Source organism: Pseudomonas sp. R3.Fl (assembly GCF_023516765.1).
Classification (GTDB): domain Bacteria; phylum Pseudomonadota; class Gammaproteobacteria; order Pseudomonadales; family Pseudomonadaceae; genus Pseudomonas; species Pseudomonas citronellolis.
Window position 1 is genome coordinate 933,038 of the sequence record NZ_JAMGSO010000001.1, and the last position, 25,423, is coordinate 958,460.

At 65.0% G+C, this 25,423-nt stretch carries 23 protein-coding genes; 8 read left to right on the forward strand and 15 right to left on the reverse strand.

What is annotated here, in order from left to right:
* Positions 1 to 55: 55 nt before the first annotated feature.
* Positions 56 to 802, reverse strand: coding sequence for a DUF599 domain-containing protein (locus M8R19_RS03725; protein ID WP_009619389.1), 747 nt, complete (start codon positions 800 to 802; stop codon positions 56 to 58).
* A gap of 301 nt (positions 803 to 1,103) precedes the next feature.
* Here M8R19_RS03725 and M8R19_RS03730 point away from each other — a divergent pair, with 301 nt between their 5' ends.
* Entirely contained in the window at positions 1,104 to 1,634 is a 531-nt protein-coding gene (locus M8R19_RS03730) for a fimbrial protein (RefSeq protein WP_249917062.1), read from the forward strand.
* Positions 1,635 to 1,984: 350 nt separating this feature from the next.
* On the opposite strand, the gene brnQ is transcribed toward M8R19_RS03730, so the two are convergent.
* The 10 genes from brnQ to sdhC form a co-directional block, all read right to left on the reverse strand.
* Positions 1,985 to 3,292, reverse strand: a complete 1,308-nt coding sequence (gene brnQ, locus M8R19_RS03735) for a branched-chain amino acid transport system II carrier protein (RefSeq protein WP_249917063.1) — start codon at positions 3,290 to 3,292, stop codon at positions 1,985 to 1,987.
* 444 nt (positions 3,293 to 3,736) lie between these two features.
* A complete protein-coding gene (gene sucD, locus M8R19_RS03740) occupies positions 3,737 to 4,618 on the reverse strand; it encodes a succinate--CoA ligase subunit alpha (protein WP_009619384.1) in 882 nt (293 codons plus the stop codon).
* Positions 4,618 to 5,784 carry an ADP-forming succinate--CoA ligase subunit beta gene (sucC, locus tag M8R19_RS03745; RefSeq protein ID WP_249917064.1) on the reverse strand — a complete coding sequence of 389 codons (1,167 nt, stop codon included), beginning with the start codon at positions 5,782 to 5,784 and terminating at the stop codon, positions 4,618 to 4,620. The genes sucD and sucC overlap by 1 nt, the downstream gene beginning before the upstream one ends.
* 162 nt (positions 5,785 to 5,946) lie before the next feature.
* A complete protein-coding gene (lpdA, locus tag M8R19_RS03750) occupies positions 5,947 to 7,383 on the reverse strand; it encodes a dihydrolipoyl dehydrogenase (RefSeq protein ID WP_074982644.1) in 1,437 nt (478 codons plus the stop codon).
* A gap of 81 nt (positions 7,384 to 7,464) precedes the next feature.
* Positions 7,465 to 8,700, reverse strand: coding sequence for a 2-oxoglutarate dehydrogenase complex dihydrolipoyllysine-residue succinyltransferase (odhB, locus tag M8R19_RS03755; protein ID WP_009619379.1), 1,236 nt, complete (start codon positions 8,698 to 8,700; stop codon positions 7,465 to 7,467).
* Between the two features lie 42 nt (positions 8,701 to 8,742).
* Positions 8,743 to 11,574 (reverse strand): 2-oxoglutarate dehydrogenase E1 component, encoded by a 2,832-nt coding sequence (locus M8R19_RS03760; protein ID WP_249917065.1) that lies wholly within the window; start codon positions 11,572 to 11,574, stop codon positions 8,743 to 8,745.
* A 250-nt stretch (positions 11,575 to 11,824) separates the two neighbouring features.
* Positions 11,825 to 12,532, reverse strand: coding sequence for a succinate dehydrogenase iron-sulfur subunit (locus M8R19_RS03765; RefSeq protein ID WP_074982649.1), 708 nt, complete (start codon positions 12,530 to 12,532; stop codon positions 11,825 to 11,827).
* 11 nt (positions 12,533 to 12,543) lie between these two features.
* Positions 12,544 to 14,316, reverse strand: coding sequence for a succinate dehydrogenase flavoprotein subunit (sdhA, locus tag M8R19_RS03770; RefSeq protein ID WP_074982650.1), 1,773 nt, complete (start codon positions 14,314 to 14,316; stop codon positions 12,544 to 12,546).
* A gap of 3 nt (positions 14,317 to 14,319) precedes the next feature.
* Positions 14,320 to 14,688 (reverse strand): succinate dehydrogenase, hydrophobic membrane anchor protein, encoded by a 369-nt coding sequence (gene sdhD / locus M8R19_RS03775; RefSeq protein WP_074982652.1) that lies wholly within the window; start codon positions 14,686 to 14,688, stop codon positions 14,320 to 14,322.
* Positions 14,682 to 15,068: a succinate dehydrogenase, cytochrome b556 subunit gene (gene sdhC, locus M8R19_RS03780; RefSeq protein ID WP_167364784.1), complete on the reverse strand. Its 387-nt coding sequence runs from the start codon at positions 15,066 to 15,068 to the stop codon at positions 14,682 to 14,684. The genes sdhD and sdhC overlap by 7 nt, the downstream gene beginning before the upstream one ends.
* Positions 15,069 to 15,424: 356 nt before the next feature.
* Between sdhC and gltA the strand changes: the two genes are divergently transcribed.
* Entirely contained in the window at positions 15,425 to 16,711 is a 1,287-nt protein-coding gene (gltA, locus tag M8R19_RS03785) for a citrate synthase (RefSeq protein ID WP_249917066.1), read from the forward strand.
* A gap of 363 nt (positions 16,712 to 17,074) precedes the next feature.
* Here the strand turns inward: gltA and M8R19_RS03790 are convergent, their stop codons facing one another.
* Both M8R19_RS03790 and M8R19_RS03795 read right to left on the reverse strand, forming a co-directional pair.
* Entirely contained in the window at positions 17,075 to 17,683 is a 609-nt protein-coding gene (locus M8R19_RS03790; RefSeq protein WP_116424941.1) for an START domain-containing protein, read from the reverse strand.
* Between the two features lie 136 nt (positions 17,684 to 17,819).
* Entirely contained in the window at positions 17,820 to 18,074 is a 255-nt protein-coding gene (locus tag M8R19_RS03795) for a YkgJ family cysteine cluster protein (RefSeq protein ID WP_058071908.1), read from the reverse strand.
* A 175-nt stretch (positions 18,075 to 18,249) separates the two neighbouring features.
* On the opposite strand from M8R19_RS03795, the gene M8R19_RS03800 reads away from it, so the two are divergent.
* Positions 18,250 to 18,591 carry a DMT family protein gene (locus tag M8R19_RS03800; RefSeq protein ID WP_009619370.1) on the forward strand — a complete coding sequence of 114 codons (342 nt, stop codon included), beginning with the start codon at positions 18,250 to 18,252 and terminating at the stop codon, positions 18,589 to 18,591.
* A gap of 1 nt (position 18,592) precedes the next feature.
* On the opposite strand, the gene M8R19_RS03805 is transcribed toward M8R19_RS03800, so the two are convergent.
* The gene (locus M8R19_RS03805; RefSeq protein ID WP_249917067.1) at positions 18,593 to 19,465 is read right to left on the reverse strand and encodes an NAD(P)-dependent oxidoreductase; all 873 of its coding nucleotides are present in this window, start codon (positions 19,463 to 19,465) and stop codon (positions 18,593 to 18,595) included.
* Positions 19,466 to 19,597: 132 nt separating this feature from the next.
* On the opposite strand from M8R19_RS03805, the gene M8R19_RS03810 reads away from it, so the two are divergent.
* Together M8R19_RS03810 and ppnP are read left to right on the forward strand one after the other, a co-directional pair.
* A complete protein-coding gene (locus tag M8R19_RS03810; protein ID WP_009619365.1) occupies positions 19,598 to 20,137 on the forward strand; it encodes a 3'-5' exonuclease in 540 nt (179 codons plus the stop codon).
* Positions 20,138 to 20,224: 87 nt separating this feature from the next.
* Positions 20,225 to 20,506 (forward strand): pyrimidine/purine nucleoside phosphorylase, encoded by a 282-nt coding sequence (ppnP, locus tag M8R19_RS03815; protein WP_249917068.1) that lies wholly within the window; start codon positions 20,225 to 20,227, stop codon positions 20,504 to 20,506.
* A 298-nt stretch (positions 20,507 to 20,804) separates the two neighbouring features.
* Here the strand turns inward: ppnP and M8R19_RS03820 are convergent, their stop codons facing one another.
* Positions 20,805 to 21,815: an AraC family transcriptional regulator gene (locus M8R19_RS03820; protein ID WP_074982663.1), complete on the reverse strand. Its 1,011-nt coding sequence runs from the start codon at positions 21,813 to 21,815 to the stop codon at positions 20,805 to 20,807.
* A gap of 336 nt (positions 21,816 to 22,151) precedes the next feature.
* Between M8R19_RS03820 and antA the strand changes: the two genes are divergently transcribed.
* Genes antA through antC form a run of 3 tightly spaced genes read left to right on the forward strand, consistent with a single transcriptional unit; the run spans position 22,152 to position 25,058 of the window.
* Positions 22,152 to 23,543: an anthranilate 1,2-dioxygenase large subunit gene (gene antA, locus M8R19_RS03825; RefSeq protein ID WP_249917069.1), complete on the forward strand. Its 1,392-nt coding sequence runs from the start codon at positions 22,152 to 22,154 to the stop codon at positions 23,541 to 23,543.
* A complete protein-coding gene (gene antB, locus M8R19_RS03830; protein ID WP_249917070.1) occupies positions 23,540 to 24,031 on the forward strand; it encodes an anthranilate 1,2-dioxygenase small subunit in 492 nt (163 codons plus the stop codon). Before antA ends, antB begins: the two co-directional genes overlap by 4 nt.
* A gap of 10 nt (positions 24,032 to 24,041) precedes the next feature.
* The gene (gene antC, locus M8R19_RS03835) at positions 24,042 to 25,058 is read left to right on the forward strand and encodes an anthranilate 1,2-dioxygenase electron transfer component AntC (RefSeq protein WP_249917071.1); all 1,017 of its coding nucleotides are present in this window, start codon (positions 24,042 to 24,044) and stop codon (positions 25,056 to 25,058) included.
* The last annotated feature ends 365 nt before the right edge of the window (positions 25,059 to 25,423 follow it).

Below are 25,423 nucleotides of genomic sequence, written 5' to 3' on the forward strand. Positions count from 1 at the left end.
CCGCCCGCTCCCCGTACAACGCACAAGGCCCGCATTCGCGGGCCTTGTCGTTTCTTCACTCCGGCTCTTTCGCCGGCTCCGCGTGGGGCGTGGGGGTGAACACCATCACCTTGAGCACGTCGGAGTGGAACTCGCGCTGGTACAGCACCCCGACCACCCCGGCGGTGACCAGCATGAAGATCCACGGGTTGATGAACCAGGCCAGCATGGCCAGGCCGAAGTAATAGGAACGCAGGCCCTGGTTGAATTGGTGCGCAGCCATGGACACCACCCGCGCGGCGCGTTCGGCGAAGGCATTACGCTCCTGCTCGCCGACGTGGCGCTCGCCGATCATCGGCGCCGAGCCCACCAGCACGGCGGCGAAGTTGTACTGGCGCATGCACCAGCTGAAGGTGAAGAAGGCATACACGAACACCACCGCCAGGCACAGCAGCTTCAGCTCCGACAGGCCACGGGTCGGCGAGGCCACGAAAGGCAGGTCGGCCAGCACCGACACGGTGCGCTCGGCCGAGCCCAGCAGGGTGAGGATGCCGGCCAGGATGATCAGGGTGCTGGAGGCGAAGAACGAGGCGTTGCGCTCCAGGTTGCCGATCACGCTGGCATCGGCCACGCGGTTGTCGCGCAGCAGCAGGCGGCGCATCCAGTCCTTGCGGTAGAGGTGCAGCACGCTGGCCAGGCACGCGGTGTCGCGGGCCCTGTGGCTGGCGTAGCGGGCATAGCCGACCCAGCAGAAGGCAAACCAGAGCATGGCCAGCAGGTTCCACAGGTACTGGATATCGAAGAGGTCGACGACGTCGGTCATGGGCTTCCTTGGCGGGCCCTGTCGGCGGGCCGGGCCTGTTGATCGGGTGATTGAGGGAGAACGCGGCAGATAGACGCCGAATGTCGGCGGGAAGACACGAAGCTGCGTCACCTCCCCCATCGGGACACTTGACTACGCCAAACCGAAGGCAATTCCTACAAGCAAACGAGCCTTTCCCTCAAAAGCCCTGTCCTAGAATCGCGGCGGCCATCACGGCATTCCCGGCGCATCTGTGCAGATCGCCCAGTGAGTCGTGAGCAAGCGCACAAACCCGACCTCCCTCACTTGTAGTTGGACCAAAATGAAAACAATCGCCTTTGCCTTCGCCCTGTCCGGAACCCTTCTGGCCAGCAACGCCCAAGCCGCCGCAGGCTCGGTAAGCTTCGACGGATACATCACCCCCTCTACCTGCGCCGTAGCCGTCAACGGCCAGGGCGAACATGGCGCCGTGACCTTGAAGCCGGTCGGCTGGGAAAAGCTGCAGAACGCCGGGGATCTCGCCGGCGACACGCCGTTCACCATCACCCTCACCGGCTGCGGTGAAAGCGGCGCGCCGGCCTGGGTCCGCCCCAAGTTCGCCTCCACCGGGGTGAACCCCGCGACCGGCAACCTCCGGAACCAGAGCGGCGACGGCAACTCGGACATCGAAATCCAGCTGCGCAACGGCACCTACGCCACCATCGACCTGATGACCAACGAAAACAACTCCCCGCAGATAGCCGACTCGGTCATGACCTTCGACTACCACGCCCATTACTACCGCGCCGGGACCACGGGCACCGTAAGCGGCCGCGTCACGGCGAAGCTGGAGTTCTCGGTGGAGTACATATGACGGTCCCCTCCTCGACAATGTGAGGACCCGTAGGGCGGACAGAGTCTGCTCCTACGGTTACAGAGAAACACGGACGTAGGAGCGGACTCCGTCCGCGATTGGGTTTACCGGTCACGCCGAACGCCCCGGTGGCACGGCCAACGGCGGATAACCGCGAACGGTTATACGCCCTACGCTCCTACACGACGTCCCGTAGGATGGCGTTGAGCGAAGCGATAGCCATCACCATGGCCCGATGGGTATCGCAGGTTCAACCCATCCTACGAAAAGCACCTCGGCGCGTCGGCAAGGCAGTTGCGCAACGAAAAAGGCCGCCTCGTGGGCGGCCTTTCTCATTGTGGCGGGCCCGGTCAGGCCACGGCTTCGCTCGGTTCGCCGAGCAGGCGGTCGATCACCACCATCACGGCGAGCATGGCCACCGACGGAATCAGCCAGGCCAGGCCCTGCTCGGACAGCGGCAGGTGGGCCAGCCATTCCGGTAGGGCGAAGCCGGCGCCCTTGAGCGCGTCGATCATGCCGAACACCAGCGACACCGTCATCACCGGGGCGACTATGCGCGTCTGCGACTTCCACAGGCCGGCGCAGAAGCTCAGCGCCACCAGCACGATGCACGGCGGGTAGATGGCGGTCAGCACCGGCACCGAGAACTGGATCAGCTTGGTCAGGCCGAGGTTGGACACCAGCAGCGAGAAGCCGGCCAGGATCACCACCAGGCTGCGGTAGGACAGCGGCAGGATGCGGCAGAAGTACTCGGCGCAGGCGCAGGTCAGGCCCACGGCGGTGACCAGGCAGGCCAGGGCGATGAGCACGGCGAGGAAGCCGCTGCCCAGGGAGCCGAAGGTGTGCTGCACATAGGCGTGCAGCACGGCCGCGCCGTTGGTTGCGCCGGCGGCGATGTCGTGGCTGCCCGAGCCCAGGCGGAACAGGCTGATGTACACCAGCGCCAGCCCTACCCCGGCGATCAGGCCGGCGATCACCGCGTAGCGGGTGATCAGGCGCGGCGACTGCACGCCGCGGGAGCGGATGGCGTTGACGATGACGATGCCGAAGACCAGGGCGCCCAGGGTGTCCATGGTCAGGTAGCCGTTGATGAAGCCCTGGGAGAAGGCCGCGTGCTCGTAGCTCGGCTCGGCCTGGCCGATGGTCCCGGCCGGCAGCATGAAGGCGGCGATGCCCAGCGCGGCCAGGGCGATGATCTTCAGCGGGGCGAGGAAGCGGCCCACGGTGTCCAGCAGCTTGCCGGGGTACAGGGAAATCACCAGGACGATGGCGAAGTACACCAGGCTGTAGAGGAACAGCGGCAGCGGGCCGTCGCCGGTGAGCGGCGCCAGGCCGACTTCGAAGGACACGGTGGCGGTGCGCGGGGTGGCGAACAGCGGGCCCACGGAGAGGTAGCAGACCGCCGCCAGCAGGCCGCCCGCGACGCGACCGATGGGGTGGCTCAGGGTGTCCATGGCGCCGCCGACCTTGGCCAGGGCGACCACGGTGATGACCGGCAGGCCGACCGCGGTGATCAGGAAGCCGAGGGCCGCCATCCATACGTGCGGGCCGGAGTGCAGGCCGACGATGGGCGGGAAGATGATGTTGCCGGCCCCGACGAACAGGGCGAAGGTCATAAAGCCGAGCGCCAGGATGTCCTGGCCTTTCAAGACGTTCATTTAGGGGAATACCACAGTGCTGAAACGGGTTTCGTGGCCTCCCAAGGCACAACAGCCGAACGGGCACGGCGCAGCCGCATCGGGGATGCCTGCGTTCATACCTGCACGGGAGATTGTTCTTGGAAGTCCGATAGCAGAGGTTTTCCATGGGCTCGTGGCCCGTTTGCTCCTGCATTCTGGTTGTCCCGCCATCCATGACGGTCCGGAATAGCCGCCGCTCCGGGTAGGAGTTGGCGGTTAGCACGCCTTCCCTTGTGGGGAACGCAGCGCTGGAGATAGTTGCTAGCCTAACGATCTATCCCGATGAACTGTACTGACGTATGTCAGCTCGTCCGCGGGATGAAAGGGCGTGTCGCCTGAACGACACTTCTTGCGACGCCTCGCTAAAACAAGAGGCCACCCTAGGGTGGCCTCTCGCGACGGACGGTCAGGTAAGCGAAGCGCTTACTTGGTCGCCCAGCCGGTCAGCTCGGCCAGGGCCTTGCCGATGTCGGCCAGGGAACGCACGGTTTTCACACCGGCGTCCTGCAGGGCGGCGAACTTCTCGTCCGCGGTGCCCTTGCCACCGGAGATGATGGCGCCGGCGTGGCCCATGCGCTTGCCGGGCGGCGCGGTGACGCCAGCGATGTAGGACACCACCGGCTTGGTCACGTTGGCCTTGATGTAGGCAGCGGCTTCTTCTTCAGCCGAACCACCGATCTCGCCGATCATGACGATGGCTTCGGTTTTCGGGTCTTCCTGGAACAGCTTCAGGATATCGATGAAGTTGGAGCCCGGGATCGGGTCGCCACCGATACCCACGCAGGTGGACTGGCCGAAGCCGGCGTCGGTGGTCTGCTTCACAGCTTCGTAGGTCAGGGTGCCGGAACGCGACACGATGCCCACTTTGCCCGGCAGGTGGATGTGACCGGGCATGATGCCGATCTTGCATTCGCCGGGGGTGATCACGCCCGGGCAGTTCGGGCCGATCAGGCGTACGCCCAGCTCGTCGCACTTGACCTTGGCGTCCAGCATGTCGAGGGTCGGGATGCCTTCGGTGATGCAGACGATCAGCTTGATGCCGCCGAAGGCAGCTTCCAGGATCGAGTCCTTGCAGAACGGAGCCGGAACGTAGATCACCGAGGCTTCGGCGCCGGTGGCTTCAACGGCTTGCTTGACGGTGTCGAACACCGGCAGGCCCAGGTGGGTGGTGCCGCCCTTGCCGGGGGTCACGCCGCCGACCATCTTGGTGCCGTAGGCGATGGCCTGTTCGCTGTGGAAGGTGCCCTGCGAACCGGTGAAGCCCTGGCAGATGACCTTGGTGTCTTTGTTGATCAGGATGCTCATTACTTACCCTCCGCGGCCTTGACGACTTGCTGGGCAGCGTCGGTCAGGCTGGTCGCAGCGATGATGTTCAGACCGCTTTCGGCCAGTACCTTGGCGCCGAGTTCAGCGTTGTTGCCTTCCAGACGGACGACAACCGGAACCTTCACGCCGACTTCTTTAACGGCACCGATGATGCCTTCGGCGATCATGTCGCAGCGGACGATGCCGCCGAAGATGTTCACCAGTACGGCAGCGACGTTGCTGTCGGAGAGGATGATCTTGAACGCTTCGGTCACGCGCTCTTTGGTCGCGCCGCCGCCAACGTCGAGGAAGTTGGCCGGCTTGCCGCCGTGCAGGTTGACGATGTCCATGGTGCCCATGGCCAGGCCGGCGCCGTTGACCATGCAGCCGATGTTGCCTTCCAGCGCGACGTAGTTCAGTTCCCACTTCTGCGCATGGGCTTCACGAGCGTCGTCCTGGGACGGGTCGTGCATGGCGCGCAGCTTGGGCTGACGGTACAGGGCGTTGGAGTCGATGTTGATCTTGGCGTCCAGGCAGTGCAGGTTGCCGTCTTTCTTGATCACCAGCGGGTTGACTTCGAGCAGGGCCAGATCGTAATCCTGGAACAGCTTGGCCAGGCCGACGAAGATGTGCACGAACTGCTTGATCTGGTCGCCCTTCAGGCCCAGCTGGAAGGCCAGCTCGCGGCCCTGGAACGGCTGGGCGCCGACCAGCGGGTCGATGGTGGCCTTGAGGATCTTCTCGGGAGTGTCGTGGGCGACCTTCTCGATGTCCACGCCACCTTCGGTGGAGGCCATGAAGACGATACGGCGGCTGGAACGGTCGACGACGGCGCCGAGGTACAGCTCCTTGTCGATGTCGGTGCAGGATTCCACCAGGATCTTGCTGACCGGCTGGCCATTGGCGTCAGTCTGGTAGGTCACCAGACGCTTGCCCAGCCAGTTGGCGGCGAACGCCTTGGCGTCCTCCTTGCTCTTGACCAGCTTCACACCGCCCGCTTTACCGCGGCCACCGGCGTGCACCTGGGCTTTCACGACCCACTCGGTGCCACCGATTTTCTCACAGGCTTCTGCGGCCTCTTCGGGTGTGTCGACGGCGTAGCCCTTGGATACGGGCAGGCCGTACTCAGCGAACAGCTGCTTACCCTGATACTCGTGGAGATTCATGCTTGTCTACCGTTTTTTCGTCTTGGGTATTGCGCATTCGGCGCAGCGCTCGTGGCGCCGCACCACCTGTGATTCCCGCGCCGCGGCGCGGGAATCCGGCGGGGTGGTCACGACAGTCCCTCGCGAATGACTGCCGCCCTGACCCGCCGTGGTCCTACCGCCTCAGCGCTTCTTGCGGTTGGCGATGTGGATGGCGTGGCCATTCACCGCCAGGGCCGCTTCGTGCAGCGCTTCGGACAGAGTCGGGTGGGAGAAGACCATCATGCCCAGGTCTTCGGCGCTGGTGCCGAATTCCATGGCGATCGCGCCCTGCTGGACCAGCTCGGCGGCGCTCGGGCCGATCACGTGGACGCCCAGGACGCGGTCGGTCTTGGCATCGGCGATGACCTTGACCAGGCCGGTGGTGTCGTTGGCAGCCATGGCGCGGCCGCTGGCGGCGAACGGGAAGGTGCCGACGTTGACTTCGACGCCTTCGCCCTTGAGCTGCTGCTCGGTCTTGCCGACCCAGGCGATTTCCGGGTGGGTGTAGATGACCGACGGGATCAGGTCGTAGTTCATCTGCGCCTTGTGGCCGGCGATGCGCTCGGCGACCATCACGCCCTCTTCCGAGGCCTTGTGCGCCAGCATGGCGCCGCGGACCACGTCACCGATGGCGAAGACGCCCGGAACGCTGGTCTTGCAGTGGTCGTCGACGTAGATGAAGCCACGCTCGTCGAGGGTCACGCCGCTGTCGGCGGCCAGCAGGTCGGTGGTCACCGGGCGACGGCCCACGGCCACGATCAGCTTGTCGAAGGTTTCCTTCTGCTCGCCGTTGGCGTCGGTGAAGGTCACGGTGACCTGCTTCTTCTTCACCTCGGTGCCGGTGACGCGGGCGCCCAGGCGGATGTTCAGACCTTGCTTGGTCAGGACCTTCAGGGCTTCCTTGGCGATCTGCTCGTCGGCGGCCGGGAGGAACTTGTCCAGGGCTTCCAGGACAGTGACTTCGGCACCCAGGCGGGCCCAGACCGAACCCAGCTCCAGGCCGATGACGCCGGCGCCGATCACGCCCAGCTTCTTCGGCACGGCCTGGAATTCCAGGGCGCCAGTGGAGTCGACGATGATGTCGTCGGTCAGCGGGGCCGGCGGGATCTCGACCGGCTTGGAACCGGAGGCGATGATGATGTTCTCGGCTTCCAGGACCTGCACCTTGCCGTCCAGACCGGTGATTTCGACCTGCTTGTTGGCCAGCACCTTGCCGTGGCCTTCGAAGGAGGTGACGCCGTTGGCCTTGAACAGGGTGGCGATGCCGCCAGTCAGGTTCTTAACGATGTTCGCCTTGCGCGCGACCATGGCCGGTACGTCGATGGTGACGCCCTTGGCTTCGATACCGTGGACGGCGAAGGCTTCCTTGGCCTCGTGGTACTTGTAGGAGCTGTCCAGCAGCGCCTTGGACGGAATGCAGCCTACGTTCAGGCAGGTACCGCCGAGGGCGACCTTGCCCTCCTTGCCGATGTACTTCTCGATGCAGGCGGTCTTCAGGCCGAGCTGGGCGGCACGGATGGCAGCCACGTAGCCGCCGGGGCCGGCACCAATCACAACCACGTCGAATTTCTGGCTCATATCTCAATCCTTATTCCGGTGAAGCGGACGGCCCCTCGCGGGGCCGTCGTGTAGTACGGGGCCGTCAGGTGAAATGACGAATCAGACGTCCAGCAGCAGACGAGCCGGATCTTCCAGCAGGTCCTTCATGGCGACCAGGAAGCTCACCGCTTCCTTGCCGTCGATCATGCGGTGGTCGTAGGACAGCGCCAGGTACATCATCGGCAGGATCACCACCTGGCCGTTAACGGCCATCGGGCGCTCCTGGATCTTGTGCATGCCGAGGATGGCGGTCTGTGGCGGGTTGACGATCGGAGTCGACAGCAGGGATCCAAATACGCCACCGTTGGAAATGGTGAAAGTACCACCGGTCATGTCTTCGATGGACAGCTTGCCGTCTTTGGCCTTCTTGCCGAAGGTGGCGATGCCGTTCTCGATCTCGGCCAGGCTCATGAACTCGGCGTTACGCAGTACCGGTACCACCAGGCCGCGGTCGCTGGACACAGCGACACCGATGTCCTGGTAGCCGTGGTAGACGATGTCGTTGCCGTCGATCGAGGCGTTGACGCCGGGGAAGCGCTTCAGGGCTTCGGTGGCGGCCTTGACGAAGAAGGACATGAAGCCCAGGCGCACGCCGTTGTGCTTCTTCTCGAACAGGTCCTTGTACTTGTTGCGCAGGTCCATGATCGGCTTCATGTTGACTTCGTTGAAGGTAGTCAGCATGGCCATGGAGGACTGGGCTTCGACCAGGCGCTCGGCGACCTTGGCGCGCAGGCGGGTCATCGGCACGCGTTTCTCGACGCGGTCGCCGGCGGCGAACACCGGAGCCTCGGCGGCCGGAGCGGCCGGCTTGGCGGCGGCCGGAGCGGCTGCCGGGGCGTTCTTCTTGGCCTCGACGGCGGCGACCACGTCTTCCTTGGTCACGCGACCGCCCTTGCCGGTGCCGGCGATGCTGTTCGGATCGATGCCGTTCTCTTCGGCCAGCTTGCGCGCGGCCGGCGAGAGGATGGCGTCTTCACCGGCGGCGGCCGGAGCGGCAGCGGCAGCCGGGGCAGCAGCCGGAGCTGCGGCGGCCGGGGCCGGAGCGGCGGCAGCGGCGCCGCCTTCGCTCAGCTTGCCGAGCAGTTCGTTGGAGAGGACGGTGTCGCCTTCGTTCTTGACGATCTCGGCCAGTACGCCGTCGGCCTCGGCCAGCACCTCGATGACCACCTTGTCGGTCTCGATGTCGACGATCAGTTCGTCACGCTTGACGGCTTCACCGACCTTCTTGTGCCAGGTGGCGACGGTGCCGTCGGCGACCGATTCCGGGAAGGTTGGGGCTTTGATTTCGATAGCCATTCTGTGTGTTTCCTTAAATTCGGTATCTACTGCGCGTTGGCGTTAAACAGTGAAGGCGTCTTGCAGCAGTTTTTCCTGCTGCTCGGCGTGCATCGAAGCGTAGCCGCAAGCCGGGGCGGCCGAGCCGTCGCGGCCGGCGTATTCCAGGTTGAGGCCCTTCTTGTGCGCGGCGATGACACGGCGCATGTGGTGCTGCGAGCAGTACCAGGCACCCTGGTTCATCGGCTCTTCCTGGCACCAGACGATGTGCTTGAGGTTCTTGTACTGCGACAGGACCTCGGCCAGGTCGTCTTCCGGGAACGGGTAGAGCTGTTCCAGGCGGACGATCGCGATGTTCTCGCGGCCTTCGGCGCGGCGCTTCTCCAGCAGGTCGTAGTACACCTTGCCGCTGCACAGGACGATGCGGTCGACCTTCTTCGGATCCAGGCTGTCGATCTCGTTGATGACGGTCTGGAACGAGCCGTTGGCCAGGTCTTCCAGGGTCGAGATGGCCAGCTTGTGGCGCAGCAGCGACTTCGGCGTCATGACGATCAGCGGCTTGCGCAGCGGACGGATCACCTGGCGGCGCAGCATGTGGTAGACCTGAGCCGGGGTGGTCGGCACGCAGACCTGGATGTTCTGCTCGGCGCACAGTTGCAGGTAACGCTCAAGGCGCGCGGAGGAGTGCTCCGGGCCCTGGCCTTCGTAGCCGTGCGGCAGCAGCATGGTCAGACCGCACAGGCGCTGCCACTTGGTCTCGCCGCTGGTGATGAACTGGTCGACCACCACTTGCGCACCGTTGGCGAAGTCACCGAACTGGGCTTCCCAGACCACCAACGCGTTCGGCATGGTGGTGGCGTAGCCGTATTCGAAGGCCAGCACCGCCTCTTCCGAGAGGAAGGAGTCGTACAGGCTGACGCGCGGCTGGCCGTCGAACAGGTGGGCCAGGGGGATGTAGACCGAGTCGTCCTTCTGGTTGTGCAGCGCCGCGTGGCGGTGCGAGAAGGTGCCGCGGCCGACATCCTGACCGGTCATGCGCACCGGGTGGCCTTCGAACAGCAGGGTGGCGTAGGCCAGGTTCTCGGCGAAGCCCCAGTTGATCGGCATGCCGCCGGCCGACATCTTGGCGCGGTCTTCGTAGATCTTCTGCACCTGGCGCTGCATGACGAAGCCGTCCGGGGTCTCCAGCAGCTTGTTGGACAGCTCCTGCAGGGTCTTCAGGTCGAAGCGGGTGTCGTGACGCGCGGTCCAGGCATGGCCGACGTACGGACGCCAGTCGACGAAGAGCTCCTTGTTCGGCTCCTTGACCAGGCTCTTCACCACGTGCAGGCCGTTGTCCAGGGCGTCGCGGTATTCGTCGACCTTCTCCTGGGCCTGCTCGGCGGTCTGCACGCCGGCGGCGATCAGCTCGTCGGCATACAGGTCGCGGGTGGTGCGCTGCTTGGCGATCTGCTGGTACATCAGCGGCTGGGTGCCGCTCGGCTCGTCGGCCTCGTTGTGGCCGCGGCGGCGGTAGCAGACCAGGTCGATGACCACGTCACGCTTGAACTGCATGCGGTAGTCGACGGCCAGCTGGGTGACGAACAGCACCGCTTCCGGGTCGTCGCCGTTCACGTGGAAGATCGGCGCCTGGATCATCTTGGCAACGTCGGTCGCGTACTCGGTGGAGCGCGCGTCGTCCTGGCGGCTGGTGGTGAAGCCGACCTGGTTGTTGATCACGATGTGGATGGTGCCGCCGGTCTTGTAGGCACGGGTCTGGGACATCTGGAAGGTTTCCATGACCACGCCCTGCCCCGCGAAAGCGGCATCGCCGTGGATGGAAATCGGCACCACCTTGTCGCCGTTGCCGTCCTTGCGACGGTCCTGGCGGGCGCGTACCGAACCCTCGACCACCGGGGAGACGATCTCCAGGTGCGAGGGGTTGAACGCCAGAGCCAGGTGGACTTCGCCGCCGCTGGTCATGACGTTGGAGGAGAAGCCCTGGTGGTACTTCACGTCGCCGGAGCCCAGCTCGACCAGCTTCTTGCCTTCGAACTCGTCGAAGAGGTCGCGCGGGTTCTTGCCGAGGGTGTTGACCAGGACGTTCAGACGGCCACGGTGGGCCATGCCGATGACGATTTCCTTGACGCCGTAGGAACCGGAGCGCTGGATGATCTCGTCGACCATCGGAATCAGGCTCTCGCCGCCTTCCAGGCCGAAACGCTTGGTGCCCGGGTACTTGGTGCCCAGGTACTTCTCCAGGCCCTCGGCTGCGGTCAGGCGCTCCAGCAGGTGGGCGCGCGCCTCGGTGGAATACGCCGGACGACCGCGCACGCCTTCCAGGCGCTGGGCGAACCAGTGACGCTGCTCGGAATCGACGATGTGCATGAACTCGGCGCCGATGGTGCTGCAGTAGGTCTGCTTCAGGGCGTCGATGATTTCGCGCAGGGTCGCCTCTTCCTTGCCGATGTAGAGCTCACCGGTGCGGAAGGTGGTGTCGAGGTCGGCGGCGGTCAGGCCGTAGTGATCCAGCGACAGGTCCGAAGGCGCGGTACGCACCCAGAGGCCCAGCGGATCGAGCTTCGCGGCCTGATGCCCACGCAGCCGGTACGCCAGGATCAGGCGCAGGACTTCGACCTGCTTCTTCTCGTGCTCGGTGCTTACGCTGCCGGCGGAAACGGGCGCGGCGCGGCGCTGGTTCTTGGCCAGGAGCACGAAATGATCACGGATGGAGGAATGCGAGACGTCGGGGGCGGGATTGCCGTCGGCAGGGAGCTTCTGGAAGTACGTGCGCCACTCTTCTGGCACAGCGTTCGGGTCGTGCAGGTAGAGCTCGTAGAGCTCTTCGACGTAGGCAGCGTTCCCACCGGATAGATGGGCACTGTTCCACATCCGCTGCATTACGCTTTCGTGCATGCTTGGTCACCCTCGGTAAGGGGACTCCACCTGATGGAACTCTCGGGAGACCCAGCCCTGTGCAGCGACTGGTAGCCACAAAGGTTCCCGCAGATAGTCCGGGTACCAGCCCGGATGCCCCTGCTGGTCATATATACGTTTTCAGAGTCAGAACCCCGGCTTTGTGGGCTGGGGCCCGTTGCAACCGTACCGCCGGACAATGTTCCGGCGGCACGGGTATTGCTCTTTTCGCACGCGACGGCGAGTGGGATCAGGTCCCGCTCTGCAGCAGCATGTTGCGAATGTGACCGATGGCCTTGGTCGGGTTCAGGCCTTTCGGGCAGACATTCACGCAGTTCATGATTCCACGGCAACGGAACACGCTGAACGGATCGTCCAGGCTCGCCAGGCGCGACTGGGTTTCCGTGTCGCGGCTGTCGGCCAGGAAGCGATAGGCTTGCAGCAGCGCGGCGGGGCCGAGGAACTTGTCCGGGTTCCACCAGAACGACGGGCAGGAGGTCGAGCAGCAGGCGCACAGGATGCACTCGTACAGACCGTCCAGCTTTTCGCGCTCTTCGGGGGTTTGCAGGCGTTCGATCGCCGGCGCGGCATACTTGTTCTGCAGATACGGCTTAACGCTCTCGTACTGCTTATAGAAGATGCGCATATCGACGACCAGGTCACGGATCACCGGCAGGCCCGGCAGCGGACGCAGCACCAGCTTGCCGCCCTTCAGGCCGGCGGCCGACAGCGGAGTGATGCAGGCCAGGCCGTTCTTGCCATTGATGTTCATGCCGTCGGAGCCGCAAACGCCTTCACGGCAGGAACGACGGTAGGAGAAGCCCTCGTCCTGTTCCTTGATCAGCGCCAGCACGTCCAGGACCATCACGTCCTTGCCCTGGGTATCGACGTCGAAGTCCTGCATGTAGGGTGCAGAGTCCTTCTCCGGGTTGTAGCGGTAAACACTTACTTTCAACATGACGGGCACCCTTAGTAAGTACGAACCTTGGGTTCGAATGCCGGAACGGTCTTCGGCGCGAAGTTGACGGCACGCTTGGCAACGCGTTTCTCACCCGGGAAGTACAGGGTGTGGCACAGCCAGTTCTCGTCGTCGCGCTCCTCGAAGTCTTCGCGGGCATGGGCGCCGCGGGACTCTTTGCGGTTTTCGGCCGCGATGGCGGTGGCTTCGGCCACCTCGAGGAGGTTCTGCAGTTCCAGCGCTTCGATGCGCGCCGTGTTGAAAGCCTGGCTCTTGTCGTTGATCTTGACGGTGGCGATGCGCTCGCGCAGGTCAGCCAGTTGAGCGATACCCTTCTGCATGTATTCGCCGGTACGGAATACACCGAAGTAGTTCTGCATGCACTGCTGCAGTTCGCGTTTGAGCGGGGCGACTTCTTCGCCGCTGGTGCGCTCGTTCACGCCGTTCAGGCGCTTGAAGGAGGCTTCCAGGTCGGACTCGGAGGCGCCGCGGTGCTCGATGCCCTCTTTCAGGGCCTTTTCCAGGTGCAGGCCGGTAGCGCGGCCGAAGACCACCAGGTCGAGCAGCGAGTTGCCGCCCAGGCGGTTGGCGCCGTGTACCGATACGCAGGCGACTTCGCCGACCGCGAACAGGCCTTCGATGATGGTGTCGTTGCCGTTGGCGTCCATGGTCAGGGCCTGGCCATGGATGTTGGTGGCGACGCCGCCCATCATGTAGTGGCAGGTCGGGATGACCGGGATCGGCGCGACCACCGGGTCGACGTGGGCGAAGGTCTTGGACAGTTCGCAGATGCCGGGCAGGCGGCTGTGCAGGACTTCCTCGCCGAGGTGGTCGAGCTTCAGCAGTACGTGGTCCTTGTTCGGGCCCACGCCGTTGCCGGCGATCACTTCCTTGACCATCGAGCGGGCGACCACGTCGCGGCCGGCCAGGTCCTTGGCGTTCGGAGCGTAACGCTCCATGAAGCGCTCGCCATGGGCGTTGATCAGGTAGCCGCCTTCACCACGGCAACCTTCGGTGACCAGTACACCGGCGCCGGCGATGCCGGTCGGGTGGAACTGCCACATCTCGATGTCCTGCACCGGTACGCCGGCGCGCAGGGCCATGCCCACGCCGTCGCCGGTGTTGATCAGGGCGTTGGTGGTGGAGGCGTAGATGCGGCCTGCACCGCCGGTGGCCAGGACCACGGCCTTGGAGCGGATATAGATGGTGTCGCCGGTCTCGATGTCGATGGCGATGATGCCGACCACGTGGCCGTCCTGGTTCTTCACCAGGTCGACGGCGTACCACTCATTGAGGAAGGAGGTGCCGTTCTTCAGGTTGGCCTGGTACAGGGTGTGCAGCAGGGCGTGACCGGTACGGTCGGCCGCGGCGCAGGTACGGGCGGCCTGGCCACCCTTGCCGAAGTCCTTGGACTGGCCGCCGAACGGACGCTGGTAGATGCGGCCCTGCTCGGTACGGGAGAACGGCAGGCCCATGTGTTCCAGCTCGAACACGGCTTCCGGGCCGACGGAGCACATGTATTCGATGGCGTCCTGGTCACCGATGTAGTCGGAGCCCTTGACGGTGTCGTACATGTGCCAGCGCCAGTCGTCGTTCGGGTCGGCCGAAGCGATGGCGCAGGTGATGCCGCCCTGGGCGGAAACGGTGTGCGAACGGGTCGGGAAGACCTTGGTCACCACGGCGGTCTTGTGACCGCCCTGGGCCAGTTGCAGCGCGGCACGCATGCCGGCGCCGCCGCCACCAACGATGATGGCGTCGAAGGAGAGAGTGCGAATGCTTGCCATGGATCAGTTACCCCAGAGAATCTGCACACCCCAGACGAAGAATGCGAACATGGCCATGCCGCATACCGCCTGGACGAGGAAACGCACGACGGTCGCGGCTTTGCCTAGCGCCATCGGAGTCAGGTAGTCGGTGGTGATGGTCCACATGCCGACCCAGGCGTGCACGCTCAGGGCAACCAGCGTGAGAAGACTGAAGATCTTCATCAGGCTGTGGGAGAACAGACCATGCCACTCCTCGTAGGAGATGTTCGGGTGTGCGATCAGGTAACCCAGCAGGAAAAGCACGTAAGCCGCGAGAACGACCGCAGAAACGCGTTGGGCCATCCAGTCGTAGAGGCCGGAACGCGAGAAGTTAGTGACGTTAGTTACCATACCCAGACCCCCGCCAGAACGATCAGCACCACGGCAATGGCGATGACGATTTTCGAACCACGCTTGCCACCTTCCAGCGTCTCGCCGATACCTGCGTCCATGACGAGGTGACGAATGCCGGCTACCAGGTGGTAAAGCAGCGCGGAGAGCAGGCCCCAGATCACAAGCTTGGCCAACGGATGGGCCAGACACGCCTTCACCTGCTCGAAGCTGTCTTCCGATGCCAGGGACTTGTCGAGCGCGAACAGCAGCACGGCAATGCCCACGAACAGGATGACGCCAGAGATGCGGTGGAGAATGGACGTGTAAGCAGTGACAGGGAGTTTGATGGTCCTTAGGTCTAGGTTTACAGGTCGTTTGCTATTCACGGCTTTTTTCACACTGAGAGCCCTTCGAATTGCAGGGCTAGTTGTCGGGAGGTGCACTTGTCAGGTACCCATCACCTTCGGGAGTGACAACCGCCTGTGGAGCGAGGCCTGGAGGGCCCCAGCGGCTGGTCGCCGAGTATAGACAGTTAGGCTCCTAATGACAACGGAATCGCCTTCGCCTAAGGACTTATTGCCGCACCCCCATAAAAGGCGTAAATAGGCGATTTTTTTCGCCAAAACAGGCAGTTGGAGGGGCTGTCCGGTAGCGGTTCTTGCAAATTGACAATCGGATTTATCTCTCTATAGTGGTGCGGGCCCTGCGTGGGGGGTCGTACAGATGATTTCAAGCATTAATAGGAGGCCTAATCATGGCTGACAAGAAAGCGCAGTTGATCATCGAGGGCGCAGCCCCCGTCGAACTGCCCGTCCTCTCCGGCACGCTGGGCCCCGATGTAGTGGATGTGCGGGGTCTGACCTCCACGGGCCACTTCACGTTCGATCCTGGCTTCATGTCCACCGCCTCCTGCGAGTCGAAGATCACCTATATCGACGGCGACAAGGGCGTGCTGCTGCACCGCGGCTATCCGATCGAGCAACTGGCCGAGAAATCCGACTACCTGGAAACCTGCTACCTGCTGCTCAAGGGCGAACTGCCCACCGCCGAGCAGAAGGAACAGTTCGTCGGCACCATCAAGAACCACACCATGGTTCACGAGCAGCTGAAGACCTTCTTCAACGGCTTCCGCCGCGATGCCCACCCGATGGCCATCATGTGCGGCGTGATCGGCGCCCTCTCCGCCTTCTACCACGACTCCCTGGACATCAATAATCCCAAGCATCGCGAGATTTCCGCGCATCGCCTGGTCGCCAAGATGCCGACCATCGCCGCCATGGTGTACAAGTACTCCATGGGTCAGCCGATGATGTATCCGCGCAACGACCTGAGCTACGCAGAAAACTTCCTGCACATGATGTTCAACACCCCCTGCGAGACCAAGCCGATCAGCCCCGTGCTGGCCAAGGCCATGGATCGCATCTTCATCCTGCACGCCGACCACGAGCAGAACGCCTCGACCTCGACCGTGCGCCTGGCCGGCTCCTCCGGCGCCAACCCGTTCGCCTGCATCGCCTCCGGCATCGCCGCCCTCTGGGGCCCGGCCCACGGTGGTGCGAACGAAGCGGTACTGCGCATGCTGGACGAGATCGGTGACGTTTCGAACATCGACAAGTTCGTGGCCAAGGCCAAGGACAAGAACGATCCGTTCAAGCTGATGGGCTTCGGCCACCGCGTGTACAAGAACTTCGACCCGCGCGCCAAGGTCATGAAGCAGACCTGCGACGAGGTGCTCAGCGAGCTGGGCATCAACGATCCGCAGCTGGAACTGGCCATGAAGCTGGAAGAGATCGCCCGCCACGACCCCTACTTCGTGGAGCGCAACCTCTACCCGAACGTGGACTTCTACTCGGGCATCATCCTCAAGGCCATCGGCATCCCGACCAGCATGTTCACCGTGATCTTCGCCCTGGCGCGTACCGTGGGCTGGATCTCGCACTGGCAGGAAATGCTCTCCGGCCCGTACAAGATCGGCCGCCCGCGCCAGCTGTACACCGGCTACACCCAGCGCAACTTCGTCGAGCTCGGCGCTCGCAAGTAAGTTTCGCCGGGATACGGAAAAAGGCTGCTTCGGCAGCCTTTTTTGTTGTTTGCTCTCCTGCCCTAGCACTCGTAGGAGCGAGCTTGCTCGCGAACTTTTATCCCGCGCTCCGATCCTCACGCCCCTGGAGCGTTCCGGTGCATGCGGAGGTTTCTGCGTAGGGCGCATAACGCCTACGGCGTTATCCGCCGAATCGCGGACAGAGTCCGCTCCTACGGTTCAGGGAAGCACCGGCGTAGGAGCGGACTTTGTCCGCGATTGGATTCACCGGCCACGCTGGGCATCCCGTTCGCCGGCAGCTCAGGACAGCCCGCAAGCACAAAAAAGGCCGCCCCCAGGCGGCCTTTTCCATAACACCAAGCCTCAGCGCTTCTCCGCCGCCGCCCGCAGCCCCTTCAGGGTATTCATCGGCGCATCCACTACGAAGCTGTTGGCCAGCCAGGACGGAATGCTGCCGCCCGGCTCGGTCTGCACCTGGTAGGTCACTTCGGTGACGCCCGCACCCTTGGGCACCAGCTTCCACTCGCCGACCAACTTGGGCACGCGGATCTCGCCCTTCTCTTCCGGGATGTAGCTCGGCTCGGCCTGCAGGTGGCGGATGAGGCCGCCGTCGGCGGTCTTCTCGGTGGTCACGTGGATCACCACGTCGCGGCCGGTCACCGGCCAGGGCATGTCGATCTTCGAGTAGGTCCAGGAATTGTCGCCCTCGCTCTTGAGCAGGCGCATCTCGGCGCAGGCGTGGATCCACTTGCAGGAGCCCTTCACGTCTTCCTGCAGGGCGTTGATGCTGGCCACGTCGGCCTTGATGTCGACCACGCCGCGATAGGCCTTGTACTTCGAGCCCGGGACGCTGCTCAGGTAGACCTTGACGCCGTCCTGGTCCTTGGCCAGTTGCCAGTCCTCGGCCATGGCGGCGCCGGAGGCGCCCAGCAGGGCGGCGCTCAACAGGGTCATACGCAGGATGCCACGCATCGTCATCTTCCTCTGGTTATTGTTGGTCTGGCCGGGCCGGCGAAGGGCCGTACCCGTTGCAAATCCGCGATCCTGAGCGGTTCGGCAGTCAGGATGGGCGCCAGTATGGCCCCTGAAAACGTGACTTCCAAGTCACTCAGGCGGCGGTGATCCGTTCCCATTCGGTGAGGATGCGCAGCGCCTCCTCGTTGCTGCTGCCGCAAGCCTCGGCGTCGGCGTCGAAGGCCGCGCACACCGCCGGGCGCTCGGGTCGGCCGAACAGGCGGCAGAGGTTGCGCTCGTCCAGTTGCACGCAGCGCACGCCCGCGGGCTTGCCGCCGGGCATGCCGGGAATGGGCGAGGAAATCGACGGCGCCACGCAGCAGGCGCCACAGCCGGCACGGCATTGCATCGTTGCTGGGCTCATAAAAAGGCACGGAGGAAGATCGCGCACCGCAGGGCCGGTGCGCGGCGCGGAGGATAAGCCCAGCGGCGCGCGCCGCCAAGGGCCTTGCATCGCCTGCCCCTCTTGGCGGCGCGAGCGCGGCGATTTAGGCTGGCGCCCTCCTCACCTCCGAGAGCTCCCCATGCCGGTCTGGGCCCAAACCGCCACCCTCCTGGCGTTCTCCAACCTGTTCATGACCTTCGCCTGGTACGGCCACCTGAAGACGCTGAACACCAAGCCCTGGATCATCGCCGCCCTGGTCAGCTGGGGCATCGCGCTGTTCGAGTACCTGCTGCAGGTGCCGGCCAACCGCATCGGCTATACCGCCCTGTCGGTGGGCCAGCTGAAGATCATGCAGGAGGTCATCACCCTGGCGGTGTTCGTGCCCTTCAGCGTGTTCTTCATGCAGCAGCCGCTGAAGCTGGACTACCTGTGGGCGGGCCTTTGCCTGCTGGGCGCGGTCTACTTCATCTTCCGCAGCTGACTCACCCGCGCGGCTTCAGCCGGGTGATCAGGCTGGAAGTATCCCAGCGCCCGCCGCCGGCGGCCTGCACCTCGGCATAGAACTGGTCGACCAGCGCCGTCACCGGCAATTGCGCGCCGTTGTGCCGCGCCTCGTCGAGCACGATGCCGAAGTCCTTGCGCATCCAGTCCACGGCGAAGCCGAAGTCGAAGCGCCCTTCCAGCATGCTCTTGTGGCGATTCTCCATCTGCCAGGACTGCGCCGCGCCCTTGCTGATGACCTCGATGGCGGCCTCGCCGTCCAGGCCCGCGCACCGGGCGAAATGCAGGGCCTCGGACAGGCCCTGGAGCAGGCCACCGATGCAGATCTGGTTGACCATCTTGGTCAGTTGCCCGGCGCCGCTGTGGCCCATCAGCCGGACCATCCGCGCATAGGCGGCGATCAGCGGCTCGGCGCGCCGGTAGAAGACCTCCTCGCCGCCCACCATCACCGTCAGCACGCCGTTCTCGGCGCCGGCCTGGCCGCCGGACACCGGCGCGTCGAGGAAGCCCAGCTCGCGCTCGGCGGCCTGCACCGCCAGCTCCCGGGCCACCGCCGCCGAGGCCGTGGTGTGGTCGACGAACACACTGCCCGGCTGCATCCCGGCGAGGGCGCCGTCCGGCCCCAGCACCACGCTGCGCAGGTCGTCGTCGTTGCCCACGCAGCACATCACGAATTCCGCCTGCGCCGCGGCCTCGCGCGGTGTGGGCGCGGAGCTGCCGCCGTGCTCGGCGACCCACTGCGCGGCGCGCGCCGGGGTACGGTTGTAGACGCAGACCTCATGCCCCTTGGCCTGCAGATGCCCGGCCATGGGATAGCCCATGACGCCCAGGCCGATGAACGCGACTTTCGCCATGGCTCGGTTCCCCTGTTGTCGATCGGGCTAGCCTAGCAGCGGTTTGCCGAGCCCCGAAAGGCCTTCCATACTGCATGCCAGGCGCCGCGCACGCGGTCCGGACCGTCCCACTTCAGCGCACGAGCAGGCCCTATGCCCCACTGGCTGGTGATCGACCTGGAAGCCACCACCGAGGAAGGCGGCTGGCCGGTCGAGGAAATGGAGATCATCGAGATCGGTGCGAGCCTCGTGGCCGCCGCCGACGGCCGCGAGCTGGACCACTTCCAGCGCTTCGTGCGGCCGCAGCGCCGCCCGCTGCTGACCAGCTTCTGCCGCGAACTCACCCACATCAGCCAGGCCGACGTCGACGGCGCCGCACCGCTCACCGAGGTCTGGCCGCAGTTCGAGCGCTGGCTCGCGCAGCACAGCCCGCGCCTGGCCGGCTGGGCCAGCTGGGGCGACTACGACCGCCGCCAGCTGGAACTGGAATGGCGCCAGCAGCACATCGACAGCCACCTCAGCCAGGTGCCGCACCTGAACCTCAAGCAGCGCTTCGCCCAGGCCCGCCAGCTCAAGCGCCCGGTGGGCCTGAACACCGCGCTGCAACTGGCCGGGCTGCACTTCCAGGGCCAGCAGCACCGCGCCCTGGAAGACGCGCGCAACACCGCCCGGCTGCTGCCGCTGGCGCTGTGACAGCCGCGTAGTGACGCTGCCCATCGCCTTGGGCATACTGGCGCTCCTTTTTTCGCCCTCCCTACCCCCTGTTGCAGGAGCAGCCCCATGTTCAAGGTCAACGAGTACTTCGACGGCACCGTCAAATCCATCGCCTTCGGCATGACCGAGGGCCCGGCCACCATCGGCGTCATGGCCCCCGGCGAGTACGAATTCGGCACCGCCCAGTTGGAGATCATGCACGTGGTCGCCGGCGCCCTGACCGTCAAGCTGCCGGGCAGCGACGCGTGGGAAACCTTCGCCGCCGGCAGCCAGTTCACCGTGCCGGGGAACAGCAAGTTCCAGCTGAAGGTCGCGGTGGATACCGCTTACCTCTGCGAATATCGCTGAGTTCGGGTGGTGTGGTGAAGAAACCGGCCTTTGGGGCCGGTTTTTTATTGGGTGGCTTGCGAAAGCAGTGGCGTAATGCCGAAGAGCGCCCTCTCCCTAACCCTCTCCCTGAAGGGAGAGGGGACTGTCCTCTGCCAATCGAAGCATCAGCGCACTCCTGCAGTTTCCGGCTTAAGCCTGGCTACCAGAGCACACCGAACGGCCCCCTCTCCCTTCAGGGAGAGGGCTGGGGAGAGGGGGCGGAGTTACCCCAGGCACCGGAGTAACCGGTAAGCACCATTCGCGAGCAAGCTCGCTCCTACACTCCCCCTCTCCCACCAAGCCTCTGCAACCTCTGCTGCGTAGCACTGGGCGTCTCCCCGAACAGCTTGCGATAGTCCCCCGCAAAACGCCCCAGGTGAGCAAAGCCCCACCCCATCGCAATCTCGGAAATGCTGCGCGCCCCACCCGCAAGAATATCCTCACGCACCCCATGCAGCCGGTAGTGCTTCAGATAGGTCATGGGCGCACTGCCAAAGTACCTGCGAAACCCCTCGAACAGCTTGAACCGTGACACCCCGGCAGCCTCTTCCAGGTCATCCAGGCACAACGCCTCGCGCGCATGGGCATGGATGTGCTCGCGGGCGCGCAGCAGGTAGTGCGGCACTTTCTCGGCCAAACACCGGCGCAGCGCCTCGCTGTAGTTGTTCGGCTGGGCGAGGATCAACCCCTTGAGCAGCGCGCGCTCCAGGTCGCGGCTGAAGAAGGCCTGGCCGAACAGCTCGCTCAGCGCCATCTCCTCGTTCAGGTGGCGGACCATGCGCCACCAGGCTGCCGCCGCGCCATCCCGGGCGTCCATTTCCGGCTCGAACACCAGCGGCTGCTCGGCCGGGCGCTGGAGCATTTCCTCCAGGGTCCGGCGCATGGCCAGCAGCGGGATCACCACCTGCAGCTTGCGGCAGTCGCCGGTGATGTTCAGTTCCTGGCTCTGGTTGGGCGAGACGATCACCCCGCGCTGCGGGTTCGACTGCAGGTAGCGCCCGGCCACGCTCAGCTCCTGCTCGCCCACCAGCGGCAGGCTCAGGCTGTAGCTGTTGAAGCGCTCGGTCTCGACGATGCCGATGGTCACCTCGGTGCCGTACTCGATGCAGCCCAGGGTGGTGGACATGCCCTTGAGCACGCTGCCGCTGTGCTGGAAGCGCACCGCCTCGGGGTGGCCGGCGTGCAGGCGATGGGGCCCGCAGATGGCCGACATCCAGTTGCGGGCGGCGGCAAGGTCGAGGCGATCGGCGTGGATGTCACGGAAGTGACCGGGGTTCTTCGGATTCATCGCTGGGCACTCACGGCTTGTTCGGGGCGGCTCTGGCGGCGCTTGCGCCCAGTGTGCAGCAAGACGCGTACCCCCGGGCCACGGATCGTCGGCAAAGCCTCAGTATGCGGATAGTGTTCGACCACTTTCCGGACCATTCGCACCCTGCCGGCGCCCCACCCGCCCCCTCCGCCGCCGCCCGGCGCACCGCGGCTGGGCAACTTCTACCCAGCCCCTGCACCGCGGTGTTACCCCGCCGCCAATTTTGCGGATCGCCTTCCCCCACTGGGCGGATAGACCGCCATGGCGCGCCGGCCGTGAAATGGCGCCACCGATCCGCCCGATGGGACAACAACAATGAACGCACCAAAGAGCCTTGCGCAGTGGCAGGACTACATCCGTGGCTGCCTGGATTTCCGCCCTGCCGAAGGGGTGTACCGCATCGCCCGGGACATGTTCACCGAGCCGGAACTGTTCGACCTGGAGATGGAGCTGATCTTCGAGAAGCAGTGGATCTACGCCTGCCACGAGAGCGAAATCCCCAACCCCAACGACTTCATCACCCTGCGCGCCGGGCGCCAGCCGATGATCGTCACCCGTGACGCCGGCGGCCAGCTGAACGCCCTGGTCAACGCCTGCCAGCACCGCGGCGCCACCCTCACCCGGGTGTGCAAGGGCAACCAGTCCACCTTCACCTGCCCGTTCCACGCCTGGTGCTACAAGAGCGACGGGCGCCTGGTGAAGGTCAAGGCGCCGGGCGAATACCCGGCGGACTTCGACAAGGCCAGCCGCGGCCTGAAGAAGGCGCGCATCCAGAGCTACAAAGGCTTCGTCTTCATCAGCCTGGACGTGAGCGCCAGCGACAGCCTGGAAGACTTCCTCGGCGACGCGAAAGTGTTCTTCGACATGATGGTCGCGCAGTCCCCCACCGGCGAGTTGGAAGTGCTGCCGGGCCGCTCCGCCTACACCTTCGAGGGCAACTGGAAGCTGCAGAACGAGAACGGCCTGGACGGTTATCACGTCAGCACCGTGCACTACAACTACGTGGCCACCGTGCAGCACCGCCAACAGGTCAACGTCGAGAACGGCACCGCCAGCGGCACCCTGGACTACAGCAAGCTCGGCGCCGGCGATGCGCAGACCGACGACGGCTGGTTCAGCTTCCGCAACGGCCACAGCGTGTTGTTCAGCGACATGCCCAACCCCGCCGTGCGCCCCGGCTACGCCAGCGTGATGCCGCGCCTGGTCGAGGAACACGGCCAGGCCAGGGCCGAGTGGATGATGCACCGCCTGCGCAACCTGAACATCTACCCCAGCCTGTTCTTCATGGACCAGATCAGCTCGCAGCTGCGCATCGTCCGCCCCATCGCCTGGAACCGGACCGAAGTCATCAGCCAGTGCATCGGCGTGAAGGGCGAGTCCGACCAGGACCGCGAGAACCGCATCCGCCAGTTCGAGGACTTCTTCAACGTCTCCGGCATGGGCACCCCGGACGACCTGGTGGAATTCCGCGAGCAGCAGCGCGGTTTCCAGGGCCGCCTGGAGCGCTGGAGCGACATCTCCCGCGGCCACGGCAAATGGGTCGAGGGCCCGACGCCGAACAGCCAGACGCTGGGCATCGCCCCCGTGCTCACCGGCACCGAGATCACCCACGAAGGCCTCTACGTCAACCAGCACCAGCACTGGCAGCGCTTCCTCCTCGCCGGCCTGGAACGCAAGGCCCTGCAGCCCAGGGAGGTACAGGCATGAACGCGCAACTGCAATACCGGGTGGAACAGTTCCTCTACCGCAACGCCGAGGCCTGCGACGCCCAGGACTGGGACGCCTACCTCGACATGTTCAGCGAGGACAGCGAGTTCCACGTCCCGCAGTGGGATTCCGAGCACGTCTACACCACCGACCCGAAGCGCGGCATGTCGCTGATCTACTACCCCGGCCGCACCGGCCTGGAGGACCGGGTGTTCCGCATCCGCACCGGCAAGGCCGCCTCGACCATCCCCATGCCGCGCACCCTGCACGGCATCGACAACGTGCGCATCCGCGAACTGGACGGCGGCGAGCTGGAGGTGCGCGCCAACTGGCACACGCTGTTCTACCGCCTGGAGACGCCCGGGCAGTTCTTCGGCCACGCCACCTACCGCCTGCGTCCGCGTGGCGAGAGCTGGCTGATCGCCCGCAAGCACGTGCTGCTACTCAACGACCGCATCGACTCGGTGCTCGACTTCTACCACCTGTGAGGATGGCCCGATGAACCACAAGGTCGCCTTCAGCTTCGCCGACGGCAAGACGCTGTTCTTCCCCGTGCAAGGCAACGAAATCCTGCTCGACGCGGCGCTACGCAACGGCATCAAGATTCCCCTGGACTGCCGCGAGGGCGTCTGCGGCACCTGCATGGGCCGCTGCGAATCCGGCAGCTACGCGATGGACTACGCCGACGAGGAAACCCTCTCCGCCGAGGACCTGGCCCAGCGCAAGATCCTCAGCTGCCAGACCCGCGTGCAGTCCGACGCCGCGTTCTACTTCGACTTCGACTCCAGCCTGTGCAGCGCCGCCGGCCCGGCCAGCCACCGCGGCGTGGTCAGCGGCGTCGAGCAGGTCTCGGCGAGCACCGCCATCCTGCGCCTGCAGGTCGAAGGCCCGGCGCTGGACTACCTGCCCGGCCAGTACGCGCGCCTGCGCGTGCCGGGCACGGACGCGGTGCGCTCCTACTCCTTCGCCAACCGGCCCAATGCGCAGAACCAGTTGCAGTTCCTCATCCGCCTGCTGCCCGACGGCGCCATGAGCGACTACATCCGCGAGCGCTGCCAGCCGGGCGACGAAATCCGCTTCGAGGCACCGCTGGGCGCCTTCTACCTGCGCCACGTCGAACGCCCGCTGCTGCTGGTGGCCGGCGGCACCGGGCTGTCGGCCTTCCTTGGCATGCTCGACGAACTGGCCGAGGCCGGCGGCTGCGGCCAGCCGGTGCACCTGTACTACGGCGTGCGCCAGGCGGCGGACCTCTGCGAGCTGGAGCGCATCGCAGCCTACGCCGAGCGCATCCCGGGCTTCGCCTTCACTCCGGTGATCAGCGATGACGCCGGCTGGGACGGCAGGCGCGGCTACGTCACCGAGCACTTCGACGCCGCGGCCCTGCGCGATGCGCCCTTCGACATGTACCTGTGCGGCCCGCCGCCGATGGTCGAGTCGGTGAAGGAATGGTTGCAGGCGCAGGGCCTGGAGAACGGCCGGCTGTACCTGGAGAAATTCACCCAGAGCAACAATTGAACCCGTGAACGCTGCGGGTGGGCTGGGCGTAGGGCGAATAACCGTTCGCGGTTATCCGCCGTTGGCCCGAAACACCGCGGCTCTGTATCGCTTGGTAGGAGCGGGCCCTGCCCGCGATTCGCGCGCAGGGCGCGCTCCTACAGGGGAATGGCGTGGTTGGGGCAGCGTAGGAGCGGATCTCATCCGCGAACCGCGCCGATACCTCCCGCTATCGCGGACAAGGTCCGCTCGTTGCTTTCTGGGTTCCCGCGTTCGCGGGAATGACGTCGAAAAACATGATTCTCACCCCATCATTCCCGCGAACGCGGGAACCCAATAGAAGGTGCAGGAGAAACGCCATCGTAGGATGGCGTTGAGCGAAGCGA